This is a genomic window from Sphingobium sp. B11D3B (assembly GCF_025961735.1).
Lineage (GTDB): Bacteria > Pseudomonadota > Alphaproteobacteria > Sphingomonadales > Sphingomonadaceae > Sphingobium.
Genome location: NZ_JAOQOF010000001.1, coordinates 3,491,776 through 3,513,374 on the forward strand (window position 1 = coordinate 3,491,776; position 21,599 = coordinate 3,513,374).

At 66.0% G+C, this 21,599-nt stretch carries 21 protein-coding genes; 5 read left to right on the plus strand and 16 right to left on the minus strand.

Translation table 11 applies throughout. The annotated features are described in order from the left end of the window. The 6 genes from M2333_RS16150 to M2333_RS16175 all read right to left on the minus strand — a co-directional run bounded on the left by M2333_RS16150 (nt 1) and on the right by M2333_RS16175 (nt 5,164). The gene (locus M2333_RS16150; protein WP_264612431.1) at nt 1–864 is read right to left on the minus strand and encodes a DUF4198 domain-containing protein; all 864 of its coding nucleotides are present in this window, start codon (nt 862–864) and stop codon (nt 1–3) included. A 30-nt stretch (nt 865–894) separates the two neighbouring features. Then, nucleotides 895–1,371: a DUF2271 domain-containing protein gene (locus M2333_RS16155; protein WP_264612432.1), complete on the minus strand. Its 477-nt coding sequence runs from the start codon at nt 1,369–1,371 to the stop codon at nt 895–897. A gap of 14 nt (nt 1,372–1,385) precedes the next feature. Then, on the minus strand, nt 1,386–2,048 hold the full coding sequence (locus tag M2333_RS16160; RefSeq protein ID WP_181561520.1) for a PepSY-associated TM helix domain-containing protein: 663 nt from the start codon (nt 2,046–2,048) through the stop codon (nt 1,386–1,388). Nucleotides 2,049–2,297: 249 nt separating this feature from the next. Beyond that, nucleotides 2,298–4,118, minus strand: a complete 1,821-nt coding sequence (locus M2333_RS16165; protein ID WP_319801316.1) for a glycoside hydrolase family 127 protein — start codon at nt 4,116–4,118, stop codon at nt 2,298–2,300. 320 nt (nt 4,119–4,438) lie between these two features. Further along, nucleotides 4,439–4,726, minus strand: a complete 288-nt coding sequence (locus M2333_RS16170) for a DUF3297 family protein (protein ID WP_264612433.1) — start codon at nt 4,724–4,726, stop codon at nt 4,439–4,441. Between the two features lie 117 nt (nt 4,727–4,843). Continuing rightward, nucleotides 4,844–5,164, minus strand: a complete 321-nt coding sequence (locus M2333_RS16175; RefSeq protein WP_264612434.1) for a hypothetical protein — start codon at nt 5,162–5,164, stop codon at nt 4,844–4,846. A gap of 218 nt (nt 5,165–5,382) precedes the next feature. Between M2333_RS16175 and M2333_RS16180 the strand changes: the two genes are divergently transcribed. Then, on the plus strand, nt 5,383–6,006 hold the full coding sequence (locus M2333_RS16180; RefSeq protein WP_264612435.1) for a DUF4157 domain-containing protein: 624 nt from the start codon (nt 5,383–5,385) through the stop codon (nt 6,004–6,006). A gap of 339 nt (nt 6,007–6,345) precedes the next feature. Here M2333_RS16180 and typA read toward each other — a convergent pair whose 3' ends face one another. Continuing rightward, on the minus strand, nt 6,346–8,178 hold the full coding sequence (gene typA, locus M2333_RS16185; RefSeq protein ID WP_181560642.1) for a translational GTPase TypA: 1,833 nt from the start codon (nt 8,176–8,178) through the stop codon (nt 6,346–6,348). Nucleotides 8,179–8,485: 307 nt separating this feature from the next. Between typA and ybaL the strand changes: the two genes are divergently transcribed. Next, nucleotides 8,486–10,138, plus strand: coding sequence for a YbaL family putative K(+) efflux transporter (ybaL, locus tag M2333_RS16190; protein WP_264612436.1), 1,653 nt, complete (start codon nt 8,486–8,488; stop codon nt 10,136–10,138). 113 nt (nt 10,139–10,251) lie between these two features. Next, a complete protein-coding gene (locus tag M2333_RS16195; RefSeq protein ID WP_264612437.1) occupies nt 10,252–11,118 on the plus strand; it encodes a class I SAM-dependent methyltransferase in 867 nt (288 codons plus the stop codon). A 92-nt stretch (nt 11,119–11,210) separates the two neighbouring features. On the opposite strand, the gene M2333_RS16200 is transcribed toward M2333_RS16195, so the two are convergent. The 7 genes from M2333_RS16200 to mbhE form a co-directional block, all read right to left on the minus strand. Continuing rightward, complete coding sequence (locus M2333_RS16200) at nt 11,211–11,819, minus strand: outer membrane protein (RefSeq protein WP_264612438.1); 609 nt, start codon at nt 11,817–11,819, stop codon at nt 11,211–11,213. A 185-nt stretch (nt 11,820–12,004) separates the two neighbouring features. Beyond that, nucleotides 12,005–12,364 carry a monovalent cation/H(+) antiporter subunit G gene (gene mnhG / locus M2333_RS16205; protein ID WP_264612439.1) on the minus strand — a complete coding sequence of 120 codons (360 nt, stop codon included), beginning with the start codon at nt 12,362–12,364 and terminating at the stop codon, nt 12,005–12,007. Next, nucleotides 12,361–12,636 (minus strand): monovalent cation/H+ antiporter complex subunit F, encoded by a 276-nt coding sequence (locus M2333_RS16210; protein ID WP_264612440.1) that lies wholly within the window; start codon nt 12,634–12,636, stop codon nt 12,361–12,363. Before M2333_RS16210 ends, mnhG begins: the two co-directional genes overlap by 4 nt. After that, complete coding sequence (locus M2333_RS16215; RefSeq protein ID WP_264612441.1) at nt 12,633–12,968, minus strand: Na+/H+ antiporter subunit E; 336 nt, start codon at nt 12,966–12,968, stop codon at nt 12,633–12,635. Before M2333_RS16215 ends, M2333_RS16210 begins: the two co-directional genes overlap by 4 nt. Beyond that, complete coding sequence (locus M2333_RS16220; protein ID WP_264612442.1) at nt 12,965–14,449, minus strand: complex I subunit 5 family protein; 1,485 nt, start codon at nt 14,447–14,449, stop codon at nt 12,965–12,967. The genes M2333_RS16215 and M2333_RS16220 overlap by 4 nt, the downstream gene beginning before the upstream one ends. Next, complete coding sequence (locus tag M2333_RS16225) at nt 14,442–14,822, minus strand: sodium:proton antiporter (protein ID WP_264571306.1); 381 nt, start codon at nt 14,820–14,822, stop codon at nt 14,442–14,444. Before M2333_RS16225 ends, M2333_RS16220 begins: the two co-directional genes overlap by 8 nt. Beyond that, nucleotides 14,819–17,548 carry a hydrogen gas-evolving membrane-bound hydrogenase subunit E gene (gene mbhE, locus M2333_RS16230; protein WP_264612443.1) on the minus strand — a complete coding sequence of 910 codons (2,730 nt, stop codon included), beginning with the start codon at nt 17,546–17,548 and terminating at the stop codon, nt 14,819–14,821. The genes M2333_RS16225 and mbhE overlap by 4 nt, the downstream gene beginning before the upstream one ends. Before the next feature lie 175 nt (nt 17,549–17,723). On the opposite strand from mbhE, the gene bla reads away from it, so the two are divergent. Then, complete coding sequence (gene bla, locus M2333_RS16235) at nt 17,724–18,590, plus strand: class A beta-lactamase (protein WP_264612444.1); 867 nt, start codon at nt 17,724–17,726, stop codon at nt 18,588–18,590. 151 nt (nt 18,591–18,741) lie between these two features. Here the strand turns inward: bla and M2333_RS16240 are convergent, their stop codons facing one another. Continuing rightward, a complete protein-coding gene (locus M2333_RS16240) occupies nt 18,742–19,557 on the minus strand; it encodes a ferredoxin--NADP reductase (protein ID WP_181560632.1) in 816 nt (271 codons plus the stop codon). Then, nucleotides 19,550–20,008, minus strand: a complete 459-nt coding sequence (locus tag M2333_RS16245) for a hypothetical protein (protein WP_264612445.1) — start codon at nt 20,006–20,008, stop codon at nt 19,550–19,552. The genes M2333_RS16240 and M2333_RS16245 overlap by 8 nt, the downstream gene beginning before the upstream one ends. Before the next feature lie 409 nt (nt 20,009–20,417). Here M2333_RS16245 and M2333_RS16250 point away from each other — a divergent pair, with 409 nt between their 5' ends. Further along, nucleotides 20,418–21,548, plus strand: coding sequence for an aminotransferase class V-fold PLP-dependent enzyme (locus tag M2333_RS16250; RefSeq protein WP_264612446.1), 1,131 nt, complete (start codon nt 20,418–20,420; stop codon nt 21,546–21,548). Nucleotides 21,549–21,599: the final 51 nt, after the last annotated feature.

The following is a 21,599-nucleotide window of genomic DNA, read 5'->3' on the forward strand; positions in this document are numbered from 1 at the left end:
TCAGGGGGCCATCACTTCCAGCGTCGCGGTGTAGCTCATCCGCCGCGCCGTCGCGCGCGGGGTGGCCGGCTTGTCGTCGCTCAGCGCGGCATTCAGCCAGATCATGCCTGCCATCGGCCAGTTCACCGTTGCCACGCCGTCGGCATCAGTGGTCACCTCGAACACGCCCTCATTGTCCCGATAGCGCTTGCCGCCCGGCACCAGCGTGACCTTGAGGCCGGCCGCCGGTTGACCATCGACCAGGAAGCGCAGCTTGGCCGGCTCATCCTGCACCAGCTCGGCGGGATGGGTGATCGGCATCATTTCCAGCCCCTTGCCCAGCGGCTTGATGGCGCTCGGCTCGCCCTTGGTGGCGAAGAACTCGTTGCGGCCGCTGGTTTCGGTCAGCTTGAGGTCGGTCGCATTGGCCGGAATGTCCGCGACGCTGCTCACCTGATTGCCGGGCGCCTGGGCTGCACCGGATGCTGCGCCCGGTGCCGGCGGCGGTCCGCGCCGTCCACCCAGCCGCCACTCCACGCCATCGACCTTGAACGTGCCCATCACGCCCGATTGCGTGCTGCCGATCCGCCAGGTGCCCGGCTGATCGAGCTGCACATCGAAGACGGAGCGATAGCGACCGGTCGCGGCGTTCTTGATCTGCGCTTCGCTGCCGTCCGGCCGCCAGGCCTTGACGGCTTCGAGCCGCATGGCGTTGTGATCGGCGTAGAAGAGGTCATTGGAGCTGGCCGCGTCCACCGTCACCCACGGGTCTTCGCCCGAGAAGATGGTGCCGGAGGGGAGCAGCCACTGGCGGTGAGCATTGGCGGGCATCGCCGTGGCGGCGATCAGCGCGGCGGCGGCAAGCAGAGCGGTCTTGATGCGCATGGGGTCGTGGCCTTTCGGGTCTTGGAAAGCTCAGCGAGCGGAAATGGTGATGGCGCCCAGTTCGGACTTGCCGGTGGCGGAGCCGCCCTTGGCGGGCACCTGCAGCGGAATGGAGACGATCTCGCGCCCGCCGGTCTCGCGCGCGGCTTCCACATAGAGCGTGTACTGGCCCGGCTTGAGCGTGGCGGGCAGGGTGATCTTGTGGGTGCCCGGTGCGCGGGTGGCGCTGCTCACGCCATCGGCGGGCAGCTTGAGGCTGCGGCCGCCCTTGCGCCACCATGTGCGCAGATCGGAGAGCCACTTCGTGCCAGGCTCGCGGCCCTGCAGCTTGACGTCATACCAGACGAAGATGGTCTGCGCCGCGCCGCCGCCGGTCGGCTCGACCCATGCCGCGACATAGGGGCGGTGATATTCGGCGACATTGAGGCGGGGAATGGTCACGCTGATCGTGCCGGCCGTGGCAGGCGTGGCGACGAGACCGGCAAGGACGAGGGAAGTCTTCTTCATGGGAGAGCGGGTCCTCAGTGAATGAACAGCAGGGCGATGACGAGCGGGATGAGCAGCCCCAGCCCGACCAGCGGCCAGGTGGAGGGGCGATGCCGGGCGTGAAGCTGGAGCAGCAGCAGGCCGGTGAGGGTGAAGACGATGCAGGCGACAGCGAAGATGTCGATGAACCAGCTCCACGTGCCGCCGGTGTTGCGGCCCTTGTGCAGATCGTTGAAGTAGGAAATCCAGCCGCGATCGGTGCGCTCGGCCGTCACGGCGCCGGTCGCGCGATCGATGGTGATCCACGCATCGCTGCCTGGGCCGGGCAGGGCGACATAGACCTCCTCGTCCGACCATTCCGCCGCGCGCCCGGTTGCGTCGAGCGAGACTGCCTGACGCAGATGCGCGGCGACCGGGGCGGGCAGCGGCGCATCGGCTGAAGCAGGCGCCGCCTCGATCTGGGCGAGCAGGGCGGACGGCAGGGTCGCGGTTCGCTCCTCGACCTTCGGCGCGGCACCGATGGAATCGGCGTGGTTGAGCGTGATGCCGGTGATCGCGAACAACATCATGCCGATCAGCGAGATCGCCGCGCTGATCCAGTGCCAGCTGTGCAATTGCTTGAGCCAGAAGGCGCGCGCCTTGCGCTTGCCCGGGGCCTTTTGCGTGGGCCGAGCGGCGCTGGAGGGAGATGCCGACACGGACGCCCCGCGCGCGATGGCTGCCGCGCCGCCTGCCGACGCTACCGGCTCATCCGCCCGCTGCCTGTCCACCCGCTGTCCGTCCACATGCCCCCCGACGATGATTGGCGACGCGCAGCGATCAGCCTGCGCGAATCATGTTCGAGCGCCTCCATTGCATATATTGAGAAGCATTCGCAAGACGAGATGGCGGTATGGGACCGCTAAGCCGTATCGAAAGAGCGGGCGGACCAGTGAGGGGCCTAACCCTCAACCGCTGGCAGGCTGCAGCGGCCAATAGGTTGCGTAGCGCTCGTGGCGGATCTGATAATAAGGGATCAGCCGCACGGGGCGGCCCTCCCGGTCGGCGATGCTGAATTCCAGCGGGGCGGTACCGGGGCGGAGCTGCCCCGCAATCGTCTCGGCATCGCCCACCAGTTGCGGCGGGGAGAAGGGCGTATCGTTATACTGGCCATAAAGGCGCTCGTTGACGACCACATCCGATCCCGGTGCCAGCCCCTCCGTCCCGAGTGCGCCAGCGAGCACCACCGGTCCATAAGTGAACGCGACGATCCCCGGCGCCGCGAGCGATTCCTCGGCGCGGACCTGCATGTCCAGTTGGAGCGTCAGTATGTCGCCATCCCGCCAGTTGCGGTCCAGCTCCAGATAGCTGCCCGGCTTCGTCGATTGCGCCAGCGGCGCGCCATTCAGGCTGACGCGCGCTGTCCGGCTCCAGCGCGGGTGGCGCAGGCGCAGGATCGCGCCGGTGGGGCGGGCCAGCGACCAGCGCAGGGTGGTGGAGGGCTCCTCGGGGAAGCGCGTGGTCTGGGTCAGTACCGCGCCCTTCTCCCGCCAGCGCACCGATGAGGGGATGAACAGGTTGACGACCAGCGCCTCGGCATCATGAAAATAGATCGAATCCCGATACTTCGCATGGTTCTCCATGCCGGATCCGGTGCAGCACCAGAAGGAATCGATCTGGGTGCAATAGAGCTTCATGTAGCCCGGCCGCGCGCCCTGAAAATAGGTGACGAGGCCGGTCTCCGGGTCCTGCGACGCCAGAATGCCATTATAGAGCGCGCGCTCGTAAAAGTCGGCCAGCTCCACCTGCGGATCGTGCAGGAACAGCGCGCGGGTGAGCTTGAGCATATTATGTTGGCCGCAGGTTTCAGAGCCCTTGGCCGAGAAGACATGCGCGGCGAAGTCTGCGGGCGGATAGAAGAACTCGGCATCGCCATGGCCGCCCGTCGCATAGGAGCGGGTGCGGGCGACCGTGCGCCAGAAGAAGGCCGCGGCATCGCCATAGGCCTTCTCGCCATTCACCTCATAGACGCGCTGGAAGCCGACGAACTTGGGCACCTGTGAGTTGGCGTGCATGCCATTCAGCAGGTCCCGCCCCTTGGCGGCCGGCTCCATCACCGCCTTCTGGGAGAAGCGCTCGGCGAGCGTGCGATAATCGGCCTTGCCAGTCAGCACATAGAGATCGGCGAGCACTTCGTTCATGCCACCATGCTCGGTGGCAAGCATCGCCTCGAAGGCGGCGGTGTCGAGCGGCCGGGTGGCAACCACCGCCCAATCAGCCATGCGCAGCAGCACAAGGCGGGCGGTGACACTGCCGGCAAGCTGCCAGGCATCGCGCAGTCCGGCGAAAATCTTGTGCAGCGTGTACCAGGGGACGCCGGTGATCGGCTCGCCCCGGATATGCGCGGCGACGAGCGCGGCGCCTTCAGGAAAGGCGCAGACCAGCCCCACGCCGGATGCGCGCTGGCAGGCATCCAACTCGTCGGCGATATAATCGATGCGCTGCTTGAATCGCCCATCGCCGGTGGACCGGAACATCAGTGCGCAGGCGGAGAGATAATGGCCGAGCGTGTGGCCGTGGCAGTGGATGTCAGCCCAGGTCGCCTCGAATTCCCAACCGCCATAGACCGGTGCCTTGGGAGCGAGCCCGGCATTTGTGCGGAAATTGGCCAGCATCCGGTCCGGCTCGAGCGAAAGCAGATAGGCTTCCGTGCCCCGTTGCGCGGCGAGAAACGGACTTTCCAGCAGCGTCACATCTGCCATGTCGAAGGGCTGGAGACGCGGCGCCACGCTGAGCGCGCCCCTGGGCTGAGCTGACGGCAAGGTCGCACGCGCGGTAACTCCGCTCCCCAGCGTCACCAGAGTGGCCGAGGCGACCGAAGCCAACAACTCACGGCGAGACGCCGACACGCCCCTTGCATGCATATGACAGGACATAGCCGCCATCTAATCCTCCCCAGTCGCGTTCAACTTCGCGTTTTGATAACGCTACCATAAACGAGGCGGGCGGGAAGGCAATTCTTTCGATCGGATGGCGATCATCCGCCACTATCGGCGAGGCCATCAACGCAGATGGTTTGGCCCGCGCGCCTGTCGCGGGCCATCAGGGCTCAGTCCTGCTTGGCGTCTTCGAACCAGGCCTCGACCGGGCCGGAGAGCTTGATGGTCAGCGGCTGGCCATGGCGGTCGCGGGTCTTGCCGGCGGCGACGCGGATCCAGCCTTCGGAGATGCAATATTCTTCCACATCGGTGCGTACCCGGTCCTTGAAGCGGATGCCGATGCCCCGCTGCAGCGTATCCACGTCGAAATGCGGGCTGCGCGGATTGGTGGAAAGGCGGTCGGGCGGCGTCTCGCTCTGCGGTGCGGCGGGCGTGTCGGATGCGGGAGTATCAACCATGGCTCGTCCTTGCCGAAGAGCTTTCGGCCAGTCAACGCTTCTCAGGAGCGCGCATGGGGCAGTCCGCGAGAGCGGCCGGGCCGGAGATTGTCCGGCCCGGTCGTGCGGGTGGCATGATCAGCGGCAGATGCGCACGCGATACCGCTCGCCGCGCCAGCGGTCCCAGCGGGTTTCGGTCCAGCAGCGGCGACGGTCGTTATAGCGATAGCCACGGTCGTGACGGCGCCAGTCCCGGCGGTCGCTGTGATAAGACCGTTCGCGATAATGGCGGTCGCGGCGGACGTCGCGGTAGCCATCACGATAGGCGCCACGATCATAATCCCGATAGCTGATCGACAGGCTGCTCTGGGCCTGAGCCGGTGCCGCAGCGAGCGGCATGAGGCCAAATGTGGCCGCAACGGCGAAGGCTACCGAAGCGAGGCGGGGGGTAAGAGGCATGTCATTCTCCTATGTCCAATTTCGGCGTTGCGCGCGGCCTTCGCTCGTCCGATGCCTCCCTTGTGTCACACCGGCCTGAACGCTCGCGAAACAGGCCGTTCATCTGCCCATGGGGCGTGCCCTGGATGCGGTGATATGTGGAAGGATGGTCGCGAAGGGCGTGGGACGCGTAAGGCGTTAAAAGCGGGTTCAGCCGCGACGACCTAGAGGTCTGCTCTATGCCCCGTTTCTCCTTTCCCTCCTTGCTGGTCGTGCCGCTTGCTGCGGTGGGGCTTCTGATTCCCGCTTCCGGTTTCACCGTTCCCGCGCGGGCTCAGGACGCCGCCCGCCAGGTCGTCCCGGCATTTGACGAGGCCGGCCGGCGCTTGCTGACCGATCTGCAGGGCGCGGGGCAATTGTTCGCGGCGCAGGCGCTGGCGAGCTGGATCACCGCCTCGCGCAACGATGCGGTGGCCGCCGGCGTCGAGCCGATCCCGCCCGCCATTCGCGCGCGGCTGCGCGGCCATATGCCGGACGCCCTGCTCGACCGCGTGCGCTATCGCGTCGGCCAGGGTCACGAGTTCAGCCTGCAGACCAATACCTTCAACCGCAGCAATGCCGCGGCGATCACGCTGGACGATGTGGTGCTGTTCCGCTCCGCCGAGGATGCCGCCTCGGATGTCGGCCTGTGGGCGCACGAGCTGCACCATGTGCACCAGTATCGCCAATGGGGCGTCCAAGGTTTCGCCCAGCGCTACACGCGGGAATATCAGGGTGTCGAGGCGGAGGCCCATGCCGGGGCGGACCGGGTGGTCGCCGCGATGCGGACGGCTGGGACAGCAACGCCCACGCCTGCGCGCTAGGTTGCGGGGACGAAGTGGCGGGGGTCAAATTCAACCTTCTCCCCTTGAGGAAGAAGGATAAGGAGCCTTGTCGCCATCTGGCGGTTAGGCGGAGTTGGATGAGGGGTGGCGGATCTCTGATCGGCGCGATCCTTTGGGTCGCTTACCTCTCTCCCAGCTTCGACTAAGGCAGCAGGCTGCCAAGTCTGCGCATCCCTCTCCCTCAAGGGGAGAGGGTTTGGAGCTTGTCCCTCGCGCGCACAACGCCTTTGAGCGTGACTGGAATGAGGTCGTTCGGCGCACGCCGCCTCTTCCCCCAAAAAAAAGGGCGCTCGTCCGGTTGGACAAGCGCCCCTTGGCTCAAGCTGCCTTGGACCGCGAGGCGCGTTTGCGCTCGTTGGGGTCGAGGTAGCGCTTGCGCAGGCGGATGGTCTTGGGCGTCACCTCGACCAGTTCGTCATCGTCGATATAGGCGATGGCCTGCTCCAGCGTCAGCTTCCACGGCGGCGTCAGGCGGACGGCGTCGTCCTTGCCGCTGGCGCGGAAGTTGGTGAGCGCCTTAGACTTCATCGGGTTGACCTCAAGGTCTTCCGGCTTGGCGTTCTCGCCGATGATCATGCCTTCGTAGAGCGCTTCGCCCACGCCGACCATCAACACACCGCGCTCCTCAAGGGGCCCGAGCGCATAGGCATTGGCCTCGCCGGCGCCGTTGGAGATCAGCACGCCGTTCTTGCGCCCTTCGATCTTGCCCTTGTGGGGACCGTATTTCTCGAACAGCCGGTTCATGATGCCGGTTCCGCGCGTATCGGAGAGGAACTCGCCATGATAGCCGATGAGGCCGCGCGAGGGTGCCGAGAAGGTGATGCGGGTCTTGCCGCCACCCGAAGGCCGCATGTCGGTCATCTCAGCCTTGCGCTGGTTCATCTTGTCGACCACCGTGCCCGAGAATTCATCGTCCACGTCGATGACGACCGTCTCATAAGGTTCGGTGCGGTTGCCGTTTTCATCCTCGCCGAACAGCACGCGCGGGCGCGAAATGCCGAGCTCGAAGCCTTCACGGCGCATCGTCTCGATGAGCACGCCGAGCTGAAGCTCGCCGCGACCGGCGACCTCGAAGCTGTCCTTGTCCGCGCTCTCGGTGACCTTGATCGCGACATTGCTCTCGGCTTCGCGGAACAGGCGGTCGCGGATCATGCGGCTGGTCACCTTGTCGCCTTCACGGCCCGCCATCGGCGAATCGTTCACCGCAAAGCGCATGGAAAGCGTCGGCGGATCGATGGGCTGTGCCTTGATCGGCTCGGAGACCGAGGTGTCGGCAATGGTGTTGGCCACGGTGGCGACGGTCAGGCCGGCAAGGCTGATGATGTCGCCGGCGCGCGCTTCATCGACCGGCACGCGGTCGAGGCCCTGGAACGTCATGATCTTGGAGGCGCGGCCGGTCTCGATGACCTTGCCGTCCATGTCCAGCGCATGGATGGGCTGATTGATCTTCACGGTGCCGGAGGTCACGCGGCCCGTGAGGATACGGCCGAGGAAGTTGTCGCGGTCCAGCAGCGTTACCAGGAAGGTGAACGGCGCGTCGATGTCCAGCGCCGGCGGCGGCACATGGTTCACGATCGTCTCGAACAGCGGCGTCAGCGTGCCTTCGCGCTTGGTCGGGTCGGTGCTGGCATAGCCGTTGCGGCCGGAGGCATAGAGCACGGGGAAGTCGAGCTGCTCGTCGGTCGCGTCGAGGCTCACGAACAGGTCGAACACCTCGTCCAGCACTTCCTGGATGCGCTGATCGGGCCGGTCGACCTTGTTGACGACGACGATCGGACGCAGGCCGAGGGCCAGCGCCTTGCCGGTCACGAACTTGGTCTGCGGCATCGCGCCTTCGGAGCTGTCCACCAGCAGCACCACGCCATCGACCATCGAGAGGATGCGCTCCACCTCGCCGCCGAAGTCGGCGTGGCCGGGCGTGTCGACGATGTTGATGCGCGTGCCTTCCCACTCGATGGAGGTGGGCTTGGCGAGAATCGTGATCCCGCGCTCCTTCTCCAGATCGTTGGAGTCCATCGCCCGCTCATCGACGCGCTGATTGTCTCGAAAAGTGCCGGACTGGCGGAAAAGCTGGTCGACGAGGGTGGTCTTGCCATGATCGACGTGCGCGATGATGGCAACGTTCCGCAGAGCGTTGGGACGGGGGCTCATGATAATCTCTCTGGGCTTGTGGACGGCCGACACGGGTCATCCGGCCGGAATTTCTCGCGGCCCTTAGCGGAAAGCGGCGCTCGGCGCAACGGCCAGCAACGCGGATGGTCCGCGGTCTCGTTACAGCCAGGACGGCCAGCCTAAGTACTTGAAGGCAATGACCATCGTTGCGCATGGTCGTCAAGCCATTACACTCCACGCGACAAAGCGATGGTTGCGGTGCCGCGCAAAACCCCCGGTCGGGGGCGGCCGCAGGTCTCGCAGCCCGCGCGATACGATCTCGCATCAACAGGAGCTGCCATACAGGATGCCGCATTACACGCCGCTCATCGCCACGGTCGTCGCCGGCCTCGTCGCTGCCTTTTTCATGGGCGCGCTGGCGATGCGGCTGCGGGTCTCGCCCATTGCCGGCTATCTCGTCGCCGGTGTGATGGTGGGACCGTTCACGCCGGGCTTCGTCGCCGATCCCAACCTCGCCAATGAACTTGCGGAAATCGGCGTCATCCTCCTGATGTTCGGCGTCGGGCTTCATTTTTCGGTGAAGGATCTGATGGCGGTGCGGCGCATCGCCGTGCCAGGGGCGGTGGTGCAGATCGCCACGGCCACCGTGCTCGGCATGGCGCTGGCCTGGCTGATGGGTTGGGGCCTGCTCTCCGGCTTCATCTTCGGCCTTGCTCTGTCGGTCGCCAGTACCGTTGTGCTGCTGCGGGCCTTGCAGGTGCGCGATCTGGTGGAGACGGAGCGCGGACGCATCGCCGTGGGCTGGCTGATCGTTGAGGATCTGGTTATGGTCCTGGCGCTGGTGCTGCTGCCGGTGCTGGCCGGCATCGCGCTCGATCCGCAGAGCGAGGGTCTCTCGGCGATCGGTTGGCCAGTTCTCGTCACGATCCTCAAGGTGAGCGGCTTTGTCGCGCTGATGCTGCTGGTCGGGCGGCGGATCATTCCATGGGCGCTGCACTGGGTGGTGCACACCGGCTCGCGCGAGCTGTTCCGCCTTGCGGTGCTGGCCATTGCGCTGGGCGTGGCCGCTGGATCGGCCTTCATCTTCGATGTGTCGTTCGCGCTCGGCGCCTTCTTTGCGGGCATGATCCTGGGCGAAACCCCGCTCAGCCGGCGCGCGGCGGAGGAGACGCTGCCGTTGCGCGATGCATTCGCGGTGCTGTTCTTCGTCTCGGTCGGCATGCTGTTCGATCCGATGGTGATCCTTCGCCAGCCCTTGCCGCTGCTCGCGACAGTGACGATCATCACGGTCGGAAAATCGCTCGCTGCCTATGCCATCGTCCGGGTATCCGGCTATCCGCGCGAGACGGCGATGACGGTTGCAGCCAGCCTCGCGCAGATCGGCGAATTCTCGTTCATTCTCGTCACGCTGGGCTTTGGTCTCGGCGTCCTTCCGTCCGAAGCGCGCGACCTGATCCTCGCTGGCGCGATCATCTCGATCTTCCTGCACCCCTTCCTGTTTTCCTACATCGCCCATCGCGCGAGAGAGGCGGCCAAGGTCGATGCGCCGCCGGTGGCAGCTCCGTCCGCCACGCTCGTGCATGTCGTGCTGGTCGGTTATGGCCGCGTCGGCCGGCTGATCGCCAAGGCCCTGCGCGAGCGGAACAAGCCGCTGGTGGTCATTGAGAGCAATGCCGAACTGACCGATGCCGCGCGGCGCGACGGTCATGAGGCCGTGACCGGCAACGCGCTGGACCGGCGGGTGCTGGAGGCGGCCGGCATCGACCGCGCGACCAGCCTGCTCATTGCGATTCCCGAGGGGTTCGACGCCGGGGCCATCGCCCAGAAGGCGCGCGCGCTGCGCCCCGGGATCGGCATTGTCGCGCGGGCCCATTCGGACGGCGAGGTGGATCATCTGATCAAGCTGGGGATCGGTGACGTCGTGATGGGCGAGCGCGAACTGGCGGCGCGGATGCTGGAGCTTGCGCTGCGTGGAAACATGCAAGCGCAAAGCATTTGATGTCGCGCGCATCACCGCTCGACAGAGGGACGGGACATTGTCATCTATTGAGCAAGCGGCCTGCCGGACAGTCATGACGGCAGGGGCCGCATCATGGGTCGGGAGACAAAGGCATGGGTGCCGATAACAGCGGGGTGGGGATCAGCAAAACTGCTGAAGGCTGGGCAGGCGACATGGGGCGCAACTGGCTCGCCAATCTGGATCGGCTCGAGGGGATGATTGACCCGATCGGCGTGGTGGCGCTGGCTCGGGCGGACTTCCAGCCGGGCGAGCGCGTGATCGATGTCGGCTGCGGCGGTGGTGGCACCAGCCTTGCGATTGCCCGGGCAGTGGCGCCGGAGGGGCATGTCACCGGCGTCGACATCTCGTCCGACCTCATCCTGTCCTGCGGCGCGCGTGCAACGCTCAGTGGCCTGCAGAATGTCAGCTTCGTCTGTGCCGACGCCGGTGCCGCGCCGATCAACGGCGCGCCATTCGACCGGCTGTTTTCGCGCTTCGGGTCGATGTTCTTTGCCGAGCCCAAGGCGGCGTTTCGCAATCTGCGCAGGCAGGTCCGCGACGGCAGCCGTATCGATCTCGCGGTCTGGGCGGCGCCACCGGAAAATCCCTGGATGCAGCTGATGCAGCAGGCGCTGAAGGATCTGCTGCCGGCGCCGGATGGACGGCCGGACCCCAGAGCGCCCGGCCCGTTCGCCTTTGCCGATACGGCATGGCTGGAAGAGGTGCTGGCGCACGCAGGGTTCGCAAACATGGACGTGGCGCCGTGCCTGCGCGATCTGCCGGTCGGCGGACCCGGCGCGAGCGCGCAGGATGCCGCGACCTTCGTGCTGTCGGCCATGCACATCGGCAATCAGGTCGCGCCTGACCGGATGCCGGAGGCGCAGGCCCGCCTTGCGGCCGCCTTTGTGCCGCATCATGTGCCCGGACAGGGCGTCATGCTCGCCGGCAAGGCTTTATTGGTGAGCGCCGTCGCCGCCTAGTTCGGAACCGGCGCGCCTGGCTTGGCTATGTCGCGCACAGAAAAGAAGGGCCGGCGCAAGGCCAGCCCTTCCCGTTTAGCGAAAACGCTGGATCAGAACTTGCCGACGAGGCCGACCATGACCTGATGACGCTGCATGCTGATGCCGGTGTCGACATCGTCGAACTTCAGCTTGCCATAGTCGGAGAAGCGGTACTCGCCACGGATGCCGAAGCGGCCGAAGCTGTACTCAACGCCGGCACCGAGACGATAGCCGTCGAGGTTGTCGCCGTCGCTGATGGAGTCGACGCCGTCGGTGTAGCTCACCTTGAGGCGGGCGTTGGTGTAGCCGGCCTTCGCGTAGATCAGCGCGTTGGGGGCGAGCTTGGCGCCAGCGCGGACGCCGACGTACAGATCGCGCGCGGCCGACAGCGACAGCTCATCGCCCGTCACGAACTGGTCCGTGACCGATTCCTTGACCTCGGAGTCAGCGACTTCCGCTTCGACGCCAACCACGGCGGAACCGAGATCGGCATTGTAGCTGAGGCTCACGCCATAAGCGAAATCATCGCTGCTTCCATTGTCGACGCCGTCGCTCAGCCGCACCGAGTCATAGCCGCCGAGGACCGCGAGGCTCAGGCCGGAGAAGGTGGGGCCTTCCTGCGCAGCGGCAGGGGTGGCAACGATCACGGCGGCTGCGGAAGCCAGAACAGCAAGTTTCATTGTATTTTCCTTGTTTTAATCTCGCCTTCTGCACGAGGCGGACGGGCCGCTTATGGAGCCCGGTTAACGGGGTCAACCATCTCGTGGTTGCAATGCATCACTAGTGAGGCCGGATTGTTGCAAATAGGCAACATATCCGGACGAGCGAACTTGGGGTTTTCGTCCGTCCTCGGGGACGCTGAGGCCTAGCTGTCCCGCGTCAGCTCATCACGCTTGCCGGGATGGCGCTTCAGCTCGTCGCTGAGCGGATCATGCGCCAGCCCTTCCAGCCGCGTACCGGAAACATAGGCAGCGCGGCCGAGCAACTGCGCGCCGATCGGGAGGGTAATGAGCAGGAACAGGATCGTCAGCCCGCTGGTCCAGTTCAGCTCCGCGATGTCGGCCGCCAGCACGACGCCGAGCAGCATCAGCGTTGCCCCCAGTGTGCCAGCCTTGGTGGCGCTGTGCATCCTCTGCAGGGGATCGCGCAGTCGCACGATGCCAATGGCGGCGATGAGCAGAAAGGCGGTACCTGCAATCAGCAGGGCCATGGCGAGGATCATCATTGCCGCCTCCGCTTGCGTTCCAGGAACACGGCGAAGGCTGCCGTGGCGACGAAGTTGATCAGGGAGATGCCGAGCGCAATGTCCAGAAAGGCGCCGCGCCCGGTCGCCAGCGTGGTCAGTGCCGCGAACCCGACGGCGATGGCGGTCAGCATGTCGAGCGCGACGAACCGGTCGGCAAAGCTCGGTCCGGATACCATGCGCCAGCCGGCGAGCAGGAAGGCCAGCGCCAGCGGCACGGCGAGAACAGTGGTGAGCGTCGCCATATCGATCATCGCTCCAACTCCATGATCCAGCGCTCGTAGATCCGCTTGAATCGCGCGATGGTCGTCGCGGCATCGGCGGTGTTGAGCACATGGACGTAGAGGCTGTGCTGGTCCTCGGAGACATGCAGGCAGGTCGATCCGGGCGTGAGCGACATGAAATAGGCGAAGAGGGCAACGGCCCAAGGCCGCTGCAAGTCCGTCTCCACACGGATGATCGCTGGGGCGGTGCGGATGCGCGGGGACAGGACAATCCTCGCGACCGCGAGCGAGGCGACGAGGAGATCCCACAGGAACATCGCGACCAGCGTCAGACCGGCGCGCAGGCGGCGGGCGGGCCTCATAAGCCGCCTCCGCTGACAGCGGCCAGCGCGCGGCTGGAGAGGAGTGAGAGCGTCCACAGGCTTTGTGGCAGTAGGCCGATGGCGATGGTCGCGCCGGAGAGGATCGCCATGGCGATCAACCCCGCCAGCGGCACCTTGCGCACCGGCTTGCCGCGCGGTTCCTTCCAGCAGGCATCGGACCAGAAGATGGACATGGAGACGATGGTCATCAGCCCGCCGATCAGCGCGATAATGCCCAGCCAGGCCATGCCTGCATCAAAGCTTTCGCGAATGACGATGAACTTGGCCCAGAAGCCGGAGAGGGGCGGGATGCCCGCCAGCGACAGCACCGGCACGGCGAGCACCAGCGAAAAGAGCGGGTTCGTCCGCGCCATGCCGCCTGCCCGCGTGAGATCCCAGCTTCCGCTGGCCCGGCGGATCAGGCCGGCACCAAGGAACAGATTGGCCTGCACGATGATCGAGTGGACCATGTAGAACACCGCGCCGGCAATCCCCTCGCGCGTGGCGATCGCCAATCCGATGGTCATGTAGCCCACCTGCGCGACGATATGGTAGGCGAGGATGCGGCGCATGTCTGTGTGTGCCAGCGCGCCCGCGCAGCAGATGAGGATGGTCGCAGCCGCGATCCAGCCGAACACCGGCACCATCTGCGCGGCGCCGATGCCGCCCGCGCCCACGCCAAACACACCCGCGAACACCAGCAGCAGCGCATAGAAGCCCATCTTGGTCAGCAGGCCGGCGAACACGGCGACGGCGGTGATCGGCCCGGTATGATAGGAGGCCGGCAGCCAGAGGTGGAAGGGAAACAACCCGGCCTTGAGCGCGAAACCGGCCATCAACAGCGCGGTCGCGGTCGCGGAGGCGAAGCTGGGCGGGCGGCTGGCGAGCGCAGTGGCTGCTGCGCCAACATCCAGCGTGCCGGTGATCCCGTAGATCATGCCGACGCCGAGCAGGATGAAGGTCGCCGCCAGCATGGAGAAGCTGGCATAACGGATGGCGCCATCGATCTGCGCCGGGCGGCGATCCAGCGTCAGCAGGCCCAGCGCGGCGATCAGCGCCAGTTCGAACCAGACGTAGAGGTTGAACAGATCGCGGGTCAGGAACGCGCCGTTCACCGCGCCGGTCATCGCCAGCATCAGCGCATCATAGCCGGCGCGGCGGCGGCGCGGGCCGACGTCGACCAGCGCGTAGATCGCTGCGGCAAAGGCGATGAGTGCCGTGACGACCACCAGCACCAGCCCCGGCATCGTCGCCGAGAAACTGATCGAGATGCCGTGCGGCCAGCCGCCGAACACGGTGAGCGGCACGAGATTGCCGCCATTGGCCTGCACGAAGAGCAGCAGCGAGACGACCAGCAGAAGGCCGTTCGTGATCAGGCCGATGGCGCGGGTGAGCGCGATGCGCGCGCGCAGGATGAGCACCAGTGCCGCGCCGATGAAGGGCAGGATGACGGGCGCGGGCAGCAGCAGCGCATCAGTCATCGGTCAGCTCCCGCTCCTGCGGCGTGCCCAGCGCTTCGGCGGAATCGACGTTGCGCGCATCGATGCTGTGGCTGTGACGCCAGGCGCGCAGCACCAGCACGGCGAGCATCACCGTGAGCGCGAAGCCGATGACGATCGCGGTGAGGATCAACGCCTGCGTGATCGGATCGGCAGACTCGCCCAGCGCGCGCTGGCCTTCGCCCACAATCGGCGGCTGCCGACTCTGGATGCGCCCGGCCAGGAAGATCAGGATGTTGACCCCCGTCGCCAGCATCGAAAAGCCGAGCAGCATCTTCACCAGATTGCGCGAGAGGATCATGTAGAGCGCGCAGGCGATGATGCCCGCGCCGACGGCGCCATAGAGCAGGGTCATCGCGTCGCCTCCCGCTGGAGGCCGAAGTGGAAGGCCAGCACGGCGCCGAGCACTACCAGGTACACGCCCAGATCGAAGATCAACGTGGTCGAGAGGGCCGGAATGAGGCCACCCGGCTCCCACCAGAGATGGGTGAGGAACGGCTCGCCGGTTATCAGGCCGGGCAGGCCAGCGAGCAGCACGCATAGCATGCCAAGGCCCACCAGCGTCAGGGTGCGCAGGCGCAGCACGCGCTGGGCGTGATTGACGCCATAAGCCAGTGCCAGCAGCGCAAAGCTGAGAGCTGCGACCAGCCCGCCGACGAACCCGCCGCCCGGCTGGTTGTGACCGCGGAACAGAATGACCAGCGAGGCGAGCAGCAGCAGCAGGCTGATCCAGCGCCCGGCGACCTGCAGGGAGAAGTGGACCGGCTCGGGACCGGGCACCGGCCCTTCGCTGCCCCGGCTGCGCAGCAGCGAGCGTGCCATGACGGCGGCAATGGCAATCACGATGGTTTCACCCAGCGTATCGATGGCGCGGAAATCCACCAGGATGACGTTGACCACATTATGGCCATGCGCCGCCACGAGGCTCATCTGGCCGAAGAAGCGGCTGGCGGCGGACACATGCTCGCGCGCGGCCATGTCCATCACTGCCAGGAACAGCAGCGCGCTGATGCTGATCGCAAGCAGGGCGTCGCGCTTGCGCATCGCGCGGGTGCGCGTCGCCGGGCTGGCGAGCGGTACCGCCAGCAGGAGCGCGGAGAGCAGCACGACGAGCAGCGCTTCCACGGTGAACTGGGTGAGCGCCAGATCGGGCGCGCCGTTCATCAGGAAGGTGATCGCGGCGGCAAAGCCGGCAAGGCCGGTGGCGATCATGCCGCTCAGCAGTGTATTGGCGCGGGCGGCGGCGATGGCCCCGCCGAGCCCGATGAGCGCGACCAGCGCCTCGCCGGGACGAATATCGCCGGGGAACGGAATGTCAGGCGCGACACCGGCCTTCGCCACCGACCACGCGATCAGCAAGCCGGCGCCGCCGACCACCGCCAGCAGATAGCGGCGCAGGTCGCCATGCTGGAGCGCGTCCGTCAGCTTGCGGGAGGAGAGGATCAGATTGCGCAGGCTGATTTCCCACAGCGGCTCGATCTCATAGGTGTTGAACTGCTTGGTCTGCCGCAGCCAGATGTGGATCTTGCGCCAGAAGGCCACGATCAGCGCGCCGATGGAGACCACGACAAAGCTCAGCAGCAGCATCGGCGTGAGGCCGTGCCACACGGTCAGGTCCACCTCCACGGCGCGGCCGTAGACCGAGGCGACCGCCGGGCGGATGGCGACGCGCGTGATCCAGTCCGGCGCGAGGCTCATGAACAGGCCGGCGGCAGAGAGAAGCAGCGGGGGCATCACGAGCGAGAAGGTCTCGCCATGCTGCACCTTGTTCACCTTGCCGCGGCCCATGAAGAACGGACGCAGCGTCACCACCCCGGCCACGCCGACCATGACGGCGTTGACCATCACGGCGATGGCCAGCGGGATGACTTCCCAACTGCTCTCCAACTGCGCCTGGAACAGGAATTCCTTGGAGATGAAGCCGATGAACGGCGGGATGCCGGCCATGGAGAGACTGGCGCCAAGGCAGGCCAGCGCCGTCAGCGGCAGATGCCGGGCAAGCCCGCCCATGGCGCGCAAGCTGTAGAGGCCCGTCGCGTGCAGCACCGATCCCGCGCAGAAAAACAACGCCGCCTTGTAGAGCGCGTGGGCGAACAGGAAGCCGATCATCGCCACCGACGCCGCCGGCCCGTCCAGCCCGACGAGCAGCACGAGAATGCCGAGCGAGGCGATGGTGGAATAAGCCAGCGCGGACTTGAAATTCTCCGCGCGCAGGGCCTGCAGCGCGGCGACGAGCATGGTGACGCAGGCCACGGTGATCAGCACGCCCCGGCCCCAGCTTTCCGCCCCGATCACCGGCTCGAACCGTGCAAGCAGATAGATGCCGAGCTTCACCATCGTCGCCGAGTGCAGATAAGCCGAGGCGGGCGTCGGCGCCTGCATCGCGTTGGGCAGCCAGAAGTGGAATGGGAATTGCGCGGACTTGGTGAAGCCCGCAATCAGAATGCAAATGACGATGGCCGTGCCCCATGGGCTGTCATGCAGTTCGCCGGCCCGCGCCACCGCCTGCGCCATGGAATAGGTGCCGAGCACATGGCCGATCATCGCGACCGCCATCAGCAAGGCGAGGCCGCCGAACGCCGTCACCTGCAGCGACATCAGCGCCGCCCGGCGGGCGCGGGCACTGCGTCCCTCAAAGCCAATGAGGAGGAAGGAGAGAATGCTGGTCGCTTCCCAGAAGACGAGGAAGACAAGCAGGTTCTCCGCCAATACCGCCCCCAGCATGGCGCTGAGGAAGAGCAGGATGTAGCAGAAGAAACGGGCGCGTTCGGCCGGCGACTTGTTGGTGAGATAGCCGCCGGCATAAATCGTCACCAAGCCGCCCAGCCCGGTGATGAGTAGGCAGAGCAGGAAGGAAAAGCCATCGAGCCGCAGCGTGAAATCAAGGCCGAGCCAGGGTGCCCATTCCGCCGCTTCCCCCTTGACCCAGCCCCGTTCCACGAACTGCGCCATGTTTACGAACGCCGCGAGCAGGCCGAAGGGGAAGAGGGCGATCACCATGCCCGCACCACGCCCAATGACGTAGGCCAGCAGCGGCATCAGGCAGGCGCCGAGGAAGGAAATCAGCAATATCGTCAGCATCTGACAAACCTAATGCACAGTTTTGCCTGATGATGCAGCACCCAATGGCCGCGCGGGGGCGTTTTCTCGCTCAGAATGCAGAGGCAACGCGCGGCGCAGTCAGGAAGGGTTGGCGAAACCGGTTCGTCCCGCTTATCAAAGTGGGATGATCGATCGTCGCGATTTTGCCCTGGCTATGGGTGCGAGTGTTCTGCTGGCCGGCTGTGCCGACAAGCGGGAGGGGATGAATGACCCGGTGGCCCGCCTGCAGGCGATGGAGCGCGCGATCGGCGGCAGGCTGGGCGCGCTCGTGCTCGATACCGGCAGCGGACGCAGCTTCGGCTGGCGGACCGACGAGCGCTTCTGTCACTGCTCGACCTTCAAATTGTCCTTGGCGGCAATGGCCCTGCGCGAAAGCGACGCCGGGCGCCTCGATCTGGCGGAAGAGCTGAGCTTCAGCCAGGCGGACCTCGTCGCCTACGCGCCGGTGGTGGAGGAAAATCTCGCCAGAGGGCGCTTGCCGATCTTCAGCTTGGCCCAGGCGATTCAGATCACCAGCGACAATGCCGCCGCCAACATCCTCATGCGCCGGCTCGGCGGCCCGGAAGCGTTGACCCGCTTCTGGCGGGAGATTGGCGACAGCACGAGCCGGCTGGATGGCTATGAGCCGGAGATCAATGTGATCCCGCCCGGCACCGAGCAGAACAGCACAACGCCAGCGGCGATGGCGCAAACCGTGCGCAAGATCGTGCTTGGCGATGTGCTCAGCGCGGCCAGTCGCGACCGGCTGAGGGAGTGGATGGTGCAGACCCAGAGCGGGCGCAATCGCATCAGGGCCGGCATTCCCACCGATTGGCAGGGCATGGACAAGACGGGCACCGGGATGCGCCAGGGCGTTGGCAACAAGACAAACGATCTGGCGGTGTTGGTCCCGCCGGGTGGACGCAGTCCGCTGATCGTGATCGGTTATGTCGAGACGCCGACCTTCGCCGAAGACGTCCGGCCGCAAGACGAAGCCGCGCTCAAGGCGCTGGGCGCGCTTGCAGTCAGTTGGAGCGCCTGATCGCCGTGGGCGACCAGGATTTCGTTATTCCCGCGCTCGCGGAAATCCAGTTCCACGCCTGCGCCGGGAAGTAACGTCCGAGCTGGATTCCCGCGTTCGCGGGAATGACGAAGGTGAAGCGCCTTCGCGATTAACCCTCTGCACCTAAAACCTAATCCACGAACGCCCGCTCGATCACATAATCCCCCGGCTTGGCATTCGAGCCCTCCTCAAAGCCGAGCGCGTCGAGGCGGGCGGAAAAGTCGCGGATCATCGCCATCGATCCGCACATCATCACCCGGTCGGTTTCGGGGTCCAGGCGCGCGGGGCCGCTCAGGCCGCGGAATAGCGTGCCGTCGTCGATCAGGGCATCGAGCCGCCCCGTGGTGCGGAAAGGCTCGCGCGTCACCGTGGGGCAATAATGGAATTGCAGCAGGGCCTGATCTTGCACCAGCGGATCGCCGGCGAGCTGGCTTTCCAGATCGGTGCGGCATGCCAGATCGGCGACCGTGCGCACGCTGTGCGCGAGCATGACCTGGCCGAAATACTCATAGACATCCGGATCGCGCACGAGGCTGAGGAAGGGCGCGAGGCCCGTGCCGGTGGAGAGCAGGAACAGGCGGCTGCCGGGCCGCAGGGCGTCCATCACCAGCGTGCCGGTGGGCTTGCGGCCAAGATAGAGACGGTCGCCGGGCTGAATCTTGCACAGGCGCGAGGTGAGCGGGCCATCCTCGACGCGGATCGAGAGAAATTCCAGTTCCTCGGCATAAGCGGGGCTGGCGATGGAATAGGCGCGCAGCAGCGGCCGCCCATTCTCACCCGGCAGGCCGAGCATCACGAACTCGCCGGAGCGGAAGCGGAAGCTCGCCGGCCGCGTGATCGCGAAGCTGAAGAGATGGTCGTTCCAGTGCTTCACCCAGCGAACGGATTCCACGCTGAGTGCGCCGGTCGGCTCGAGCTCGAAGCCGTGATGGGTCATGTCATTCATTGGGGAACCTTACAATGGCGGGATCGAACATGGGCAGCGCGGGCCAGAGTTCAACCGTCCGTAGCGCCGCGCCGAGCGAATCCAGCGCCATACGTAGCGCCGGGGCGCCCTCGGGCTGCACGACAAGCGCGACCGTCGCGGGCGTTCGATCTGCGTGCGCCCCGCCCGCCAGGCGGATCAGGCTGAGCAGAAGCGCCTCGCCATCGCTGAGCCGGGGGCAATCGACGTCCGCAAAGGACAGCTTCTCGCGCGCGTGACGGTTCAGCACCGCCATCATCATGTGGAAATGCGGGAAGCCGGCCATGAGATCCGCCTTGTGAAAGGCGGGGCCGACATCGCCGCACGGGCAGCGCCCGCAAGAGACCGCCTTTGCCCAATGCCGCATGGCCCAGACGAGCAGACGGCCGCCACGATCGAGCAAGGAAAGCGGGCAATCCAGAAACGCATACATAGGCAATCTCTCCCGTGGCAGTCAGGGGCGATGGCAGGCGGCGCTGGCGCCGGCAAGGCAAGCGCGCATATCGCCGGTGGAAGGACGTTCCCGGCCCGCTGCACCTGCAGGCCGGGAACGTCCGCGCCGCGCGAAGAGGGGTTCGCGCGGGTGAAGGCGTTGCGGTTGCATCATCTGCTAATGACAATGAATCGCATTAACAGCGTCATGCCGATCCCTGTGGACGTCGTCAAGCGCGATCTGCATCTTTCGCTTCATCCAAGCACCGAGCGGTGATGCGAAGGATCAACTGGCATCCCGCACCATGCCCCGCTATGCGCGGCCAGCGGCGATTGCACGGCATCGAGTCAGCGCCGTCGCACGAACGGGCAGCATCAGGATGCGCTGCCTGAAGCAAGGAGAACCATCTATGCCCGCCCTGCGCCCCGATATCGATCCCGATGGCCTGCTCGAATATTCGGTGGTCTTCACGGATCGCTCGCTCAATCATATGAGCCAGGCTTTCCAGGGCGTGATGCGCGATATCCACGCCACCTTGTGCGAAGTCTACAACGCCGAGCGCGCGGTGGTCGTCCCCGGCGGCGGCACCTATGCGATGGAGGCGGTCGCCCGCCAATTCGCCACCGGCGAAAAGGTGATGGTCATCCGTAACGGCTTCTTCTCCTATCGCTGGACGCAGATTTTCGAGGCGGGATCGATCCCCGCGTCGGAAACGGTCATGAAGGCCCGCCGCATCGGCAATGGCGGCGCGGACCAGCCTTTCGCGCCCGCGCCTGCCGACGAGGTCGTCGCCACCATCCGTGCCGAGCGGCCCGCCGTCGTCTTCGCCCCGCATGTCGAGACCGCGTCGGGCATGATCCTGCCGGACGATTATATTCGCGCCGTCGCGGACGCGGTGCATGAGGTCGGCGGCCTCTTCGTGCTCGATTGCATCGCATCGGGCTGCATCTGGGTGGACATGGTCGCGACCGGCGTCGACATCCTCATTTCCGCCCCGCAAAAGGGCTGGTCCGCGCCGCCGTCGGCCGGGCTGGTGATGATGAACGCCGCCGCGCTGGAGCGCTGCCGCGCCCGCCAGTCGACCAGCTTCGCGATCGATCTCGCCAAGTGGAACAGCATCATGGAAGCCTATCTGAACGGCGGCCATGCCTATCATGCCACCATGCCCACCGATGCCCTGCGCACCTTCCACAAGGCGATGATGGAAACCAAGCAAATCGGCTTCGAGACGCTGCGCGCCGCGCAATGGGAGCAGGGCAATGCCGTGCGGGCGATGCTGGCGGAGCGCGGCGTGCGGTCGGTCGCCGCCGATGGCTTTGCCGCGCCGGGCGTGGTCGTGGTGTTCACGGAGGATGCCGCGATGCAGACCGGCAAGCCCTTCGCCGCGCTCGGCCTGCAGGTCGCCGGCGGCGTGCCACTGATGGTGGATGAAGGCCCGGATTATCGCAGCTTCCGCATCGGCCTCTTCGGCCTCGACAAGCTCAAGGACGTGCCCGCCAGCCTCAAGCGGCTGGAAACGGCGTTCGATCAGCTGTTCTGAGCTGGTCCGTCAGCCCTCTCCTGGAACAGGAGAGGGTTGGACTGGGCTGGA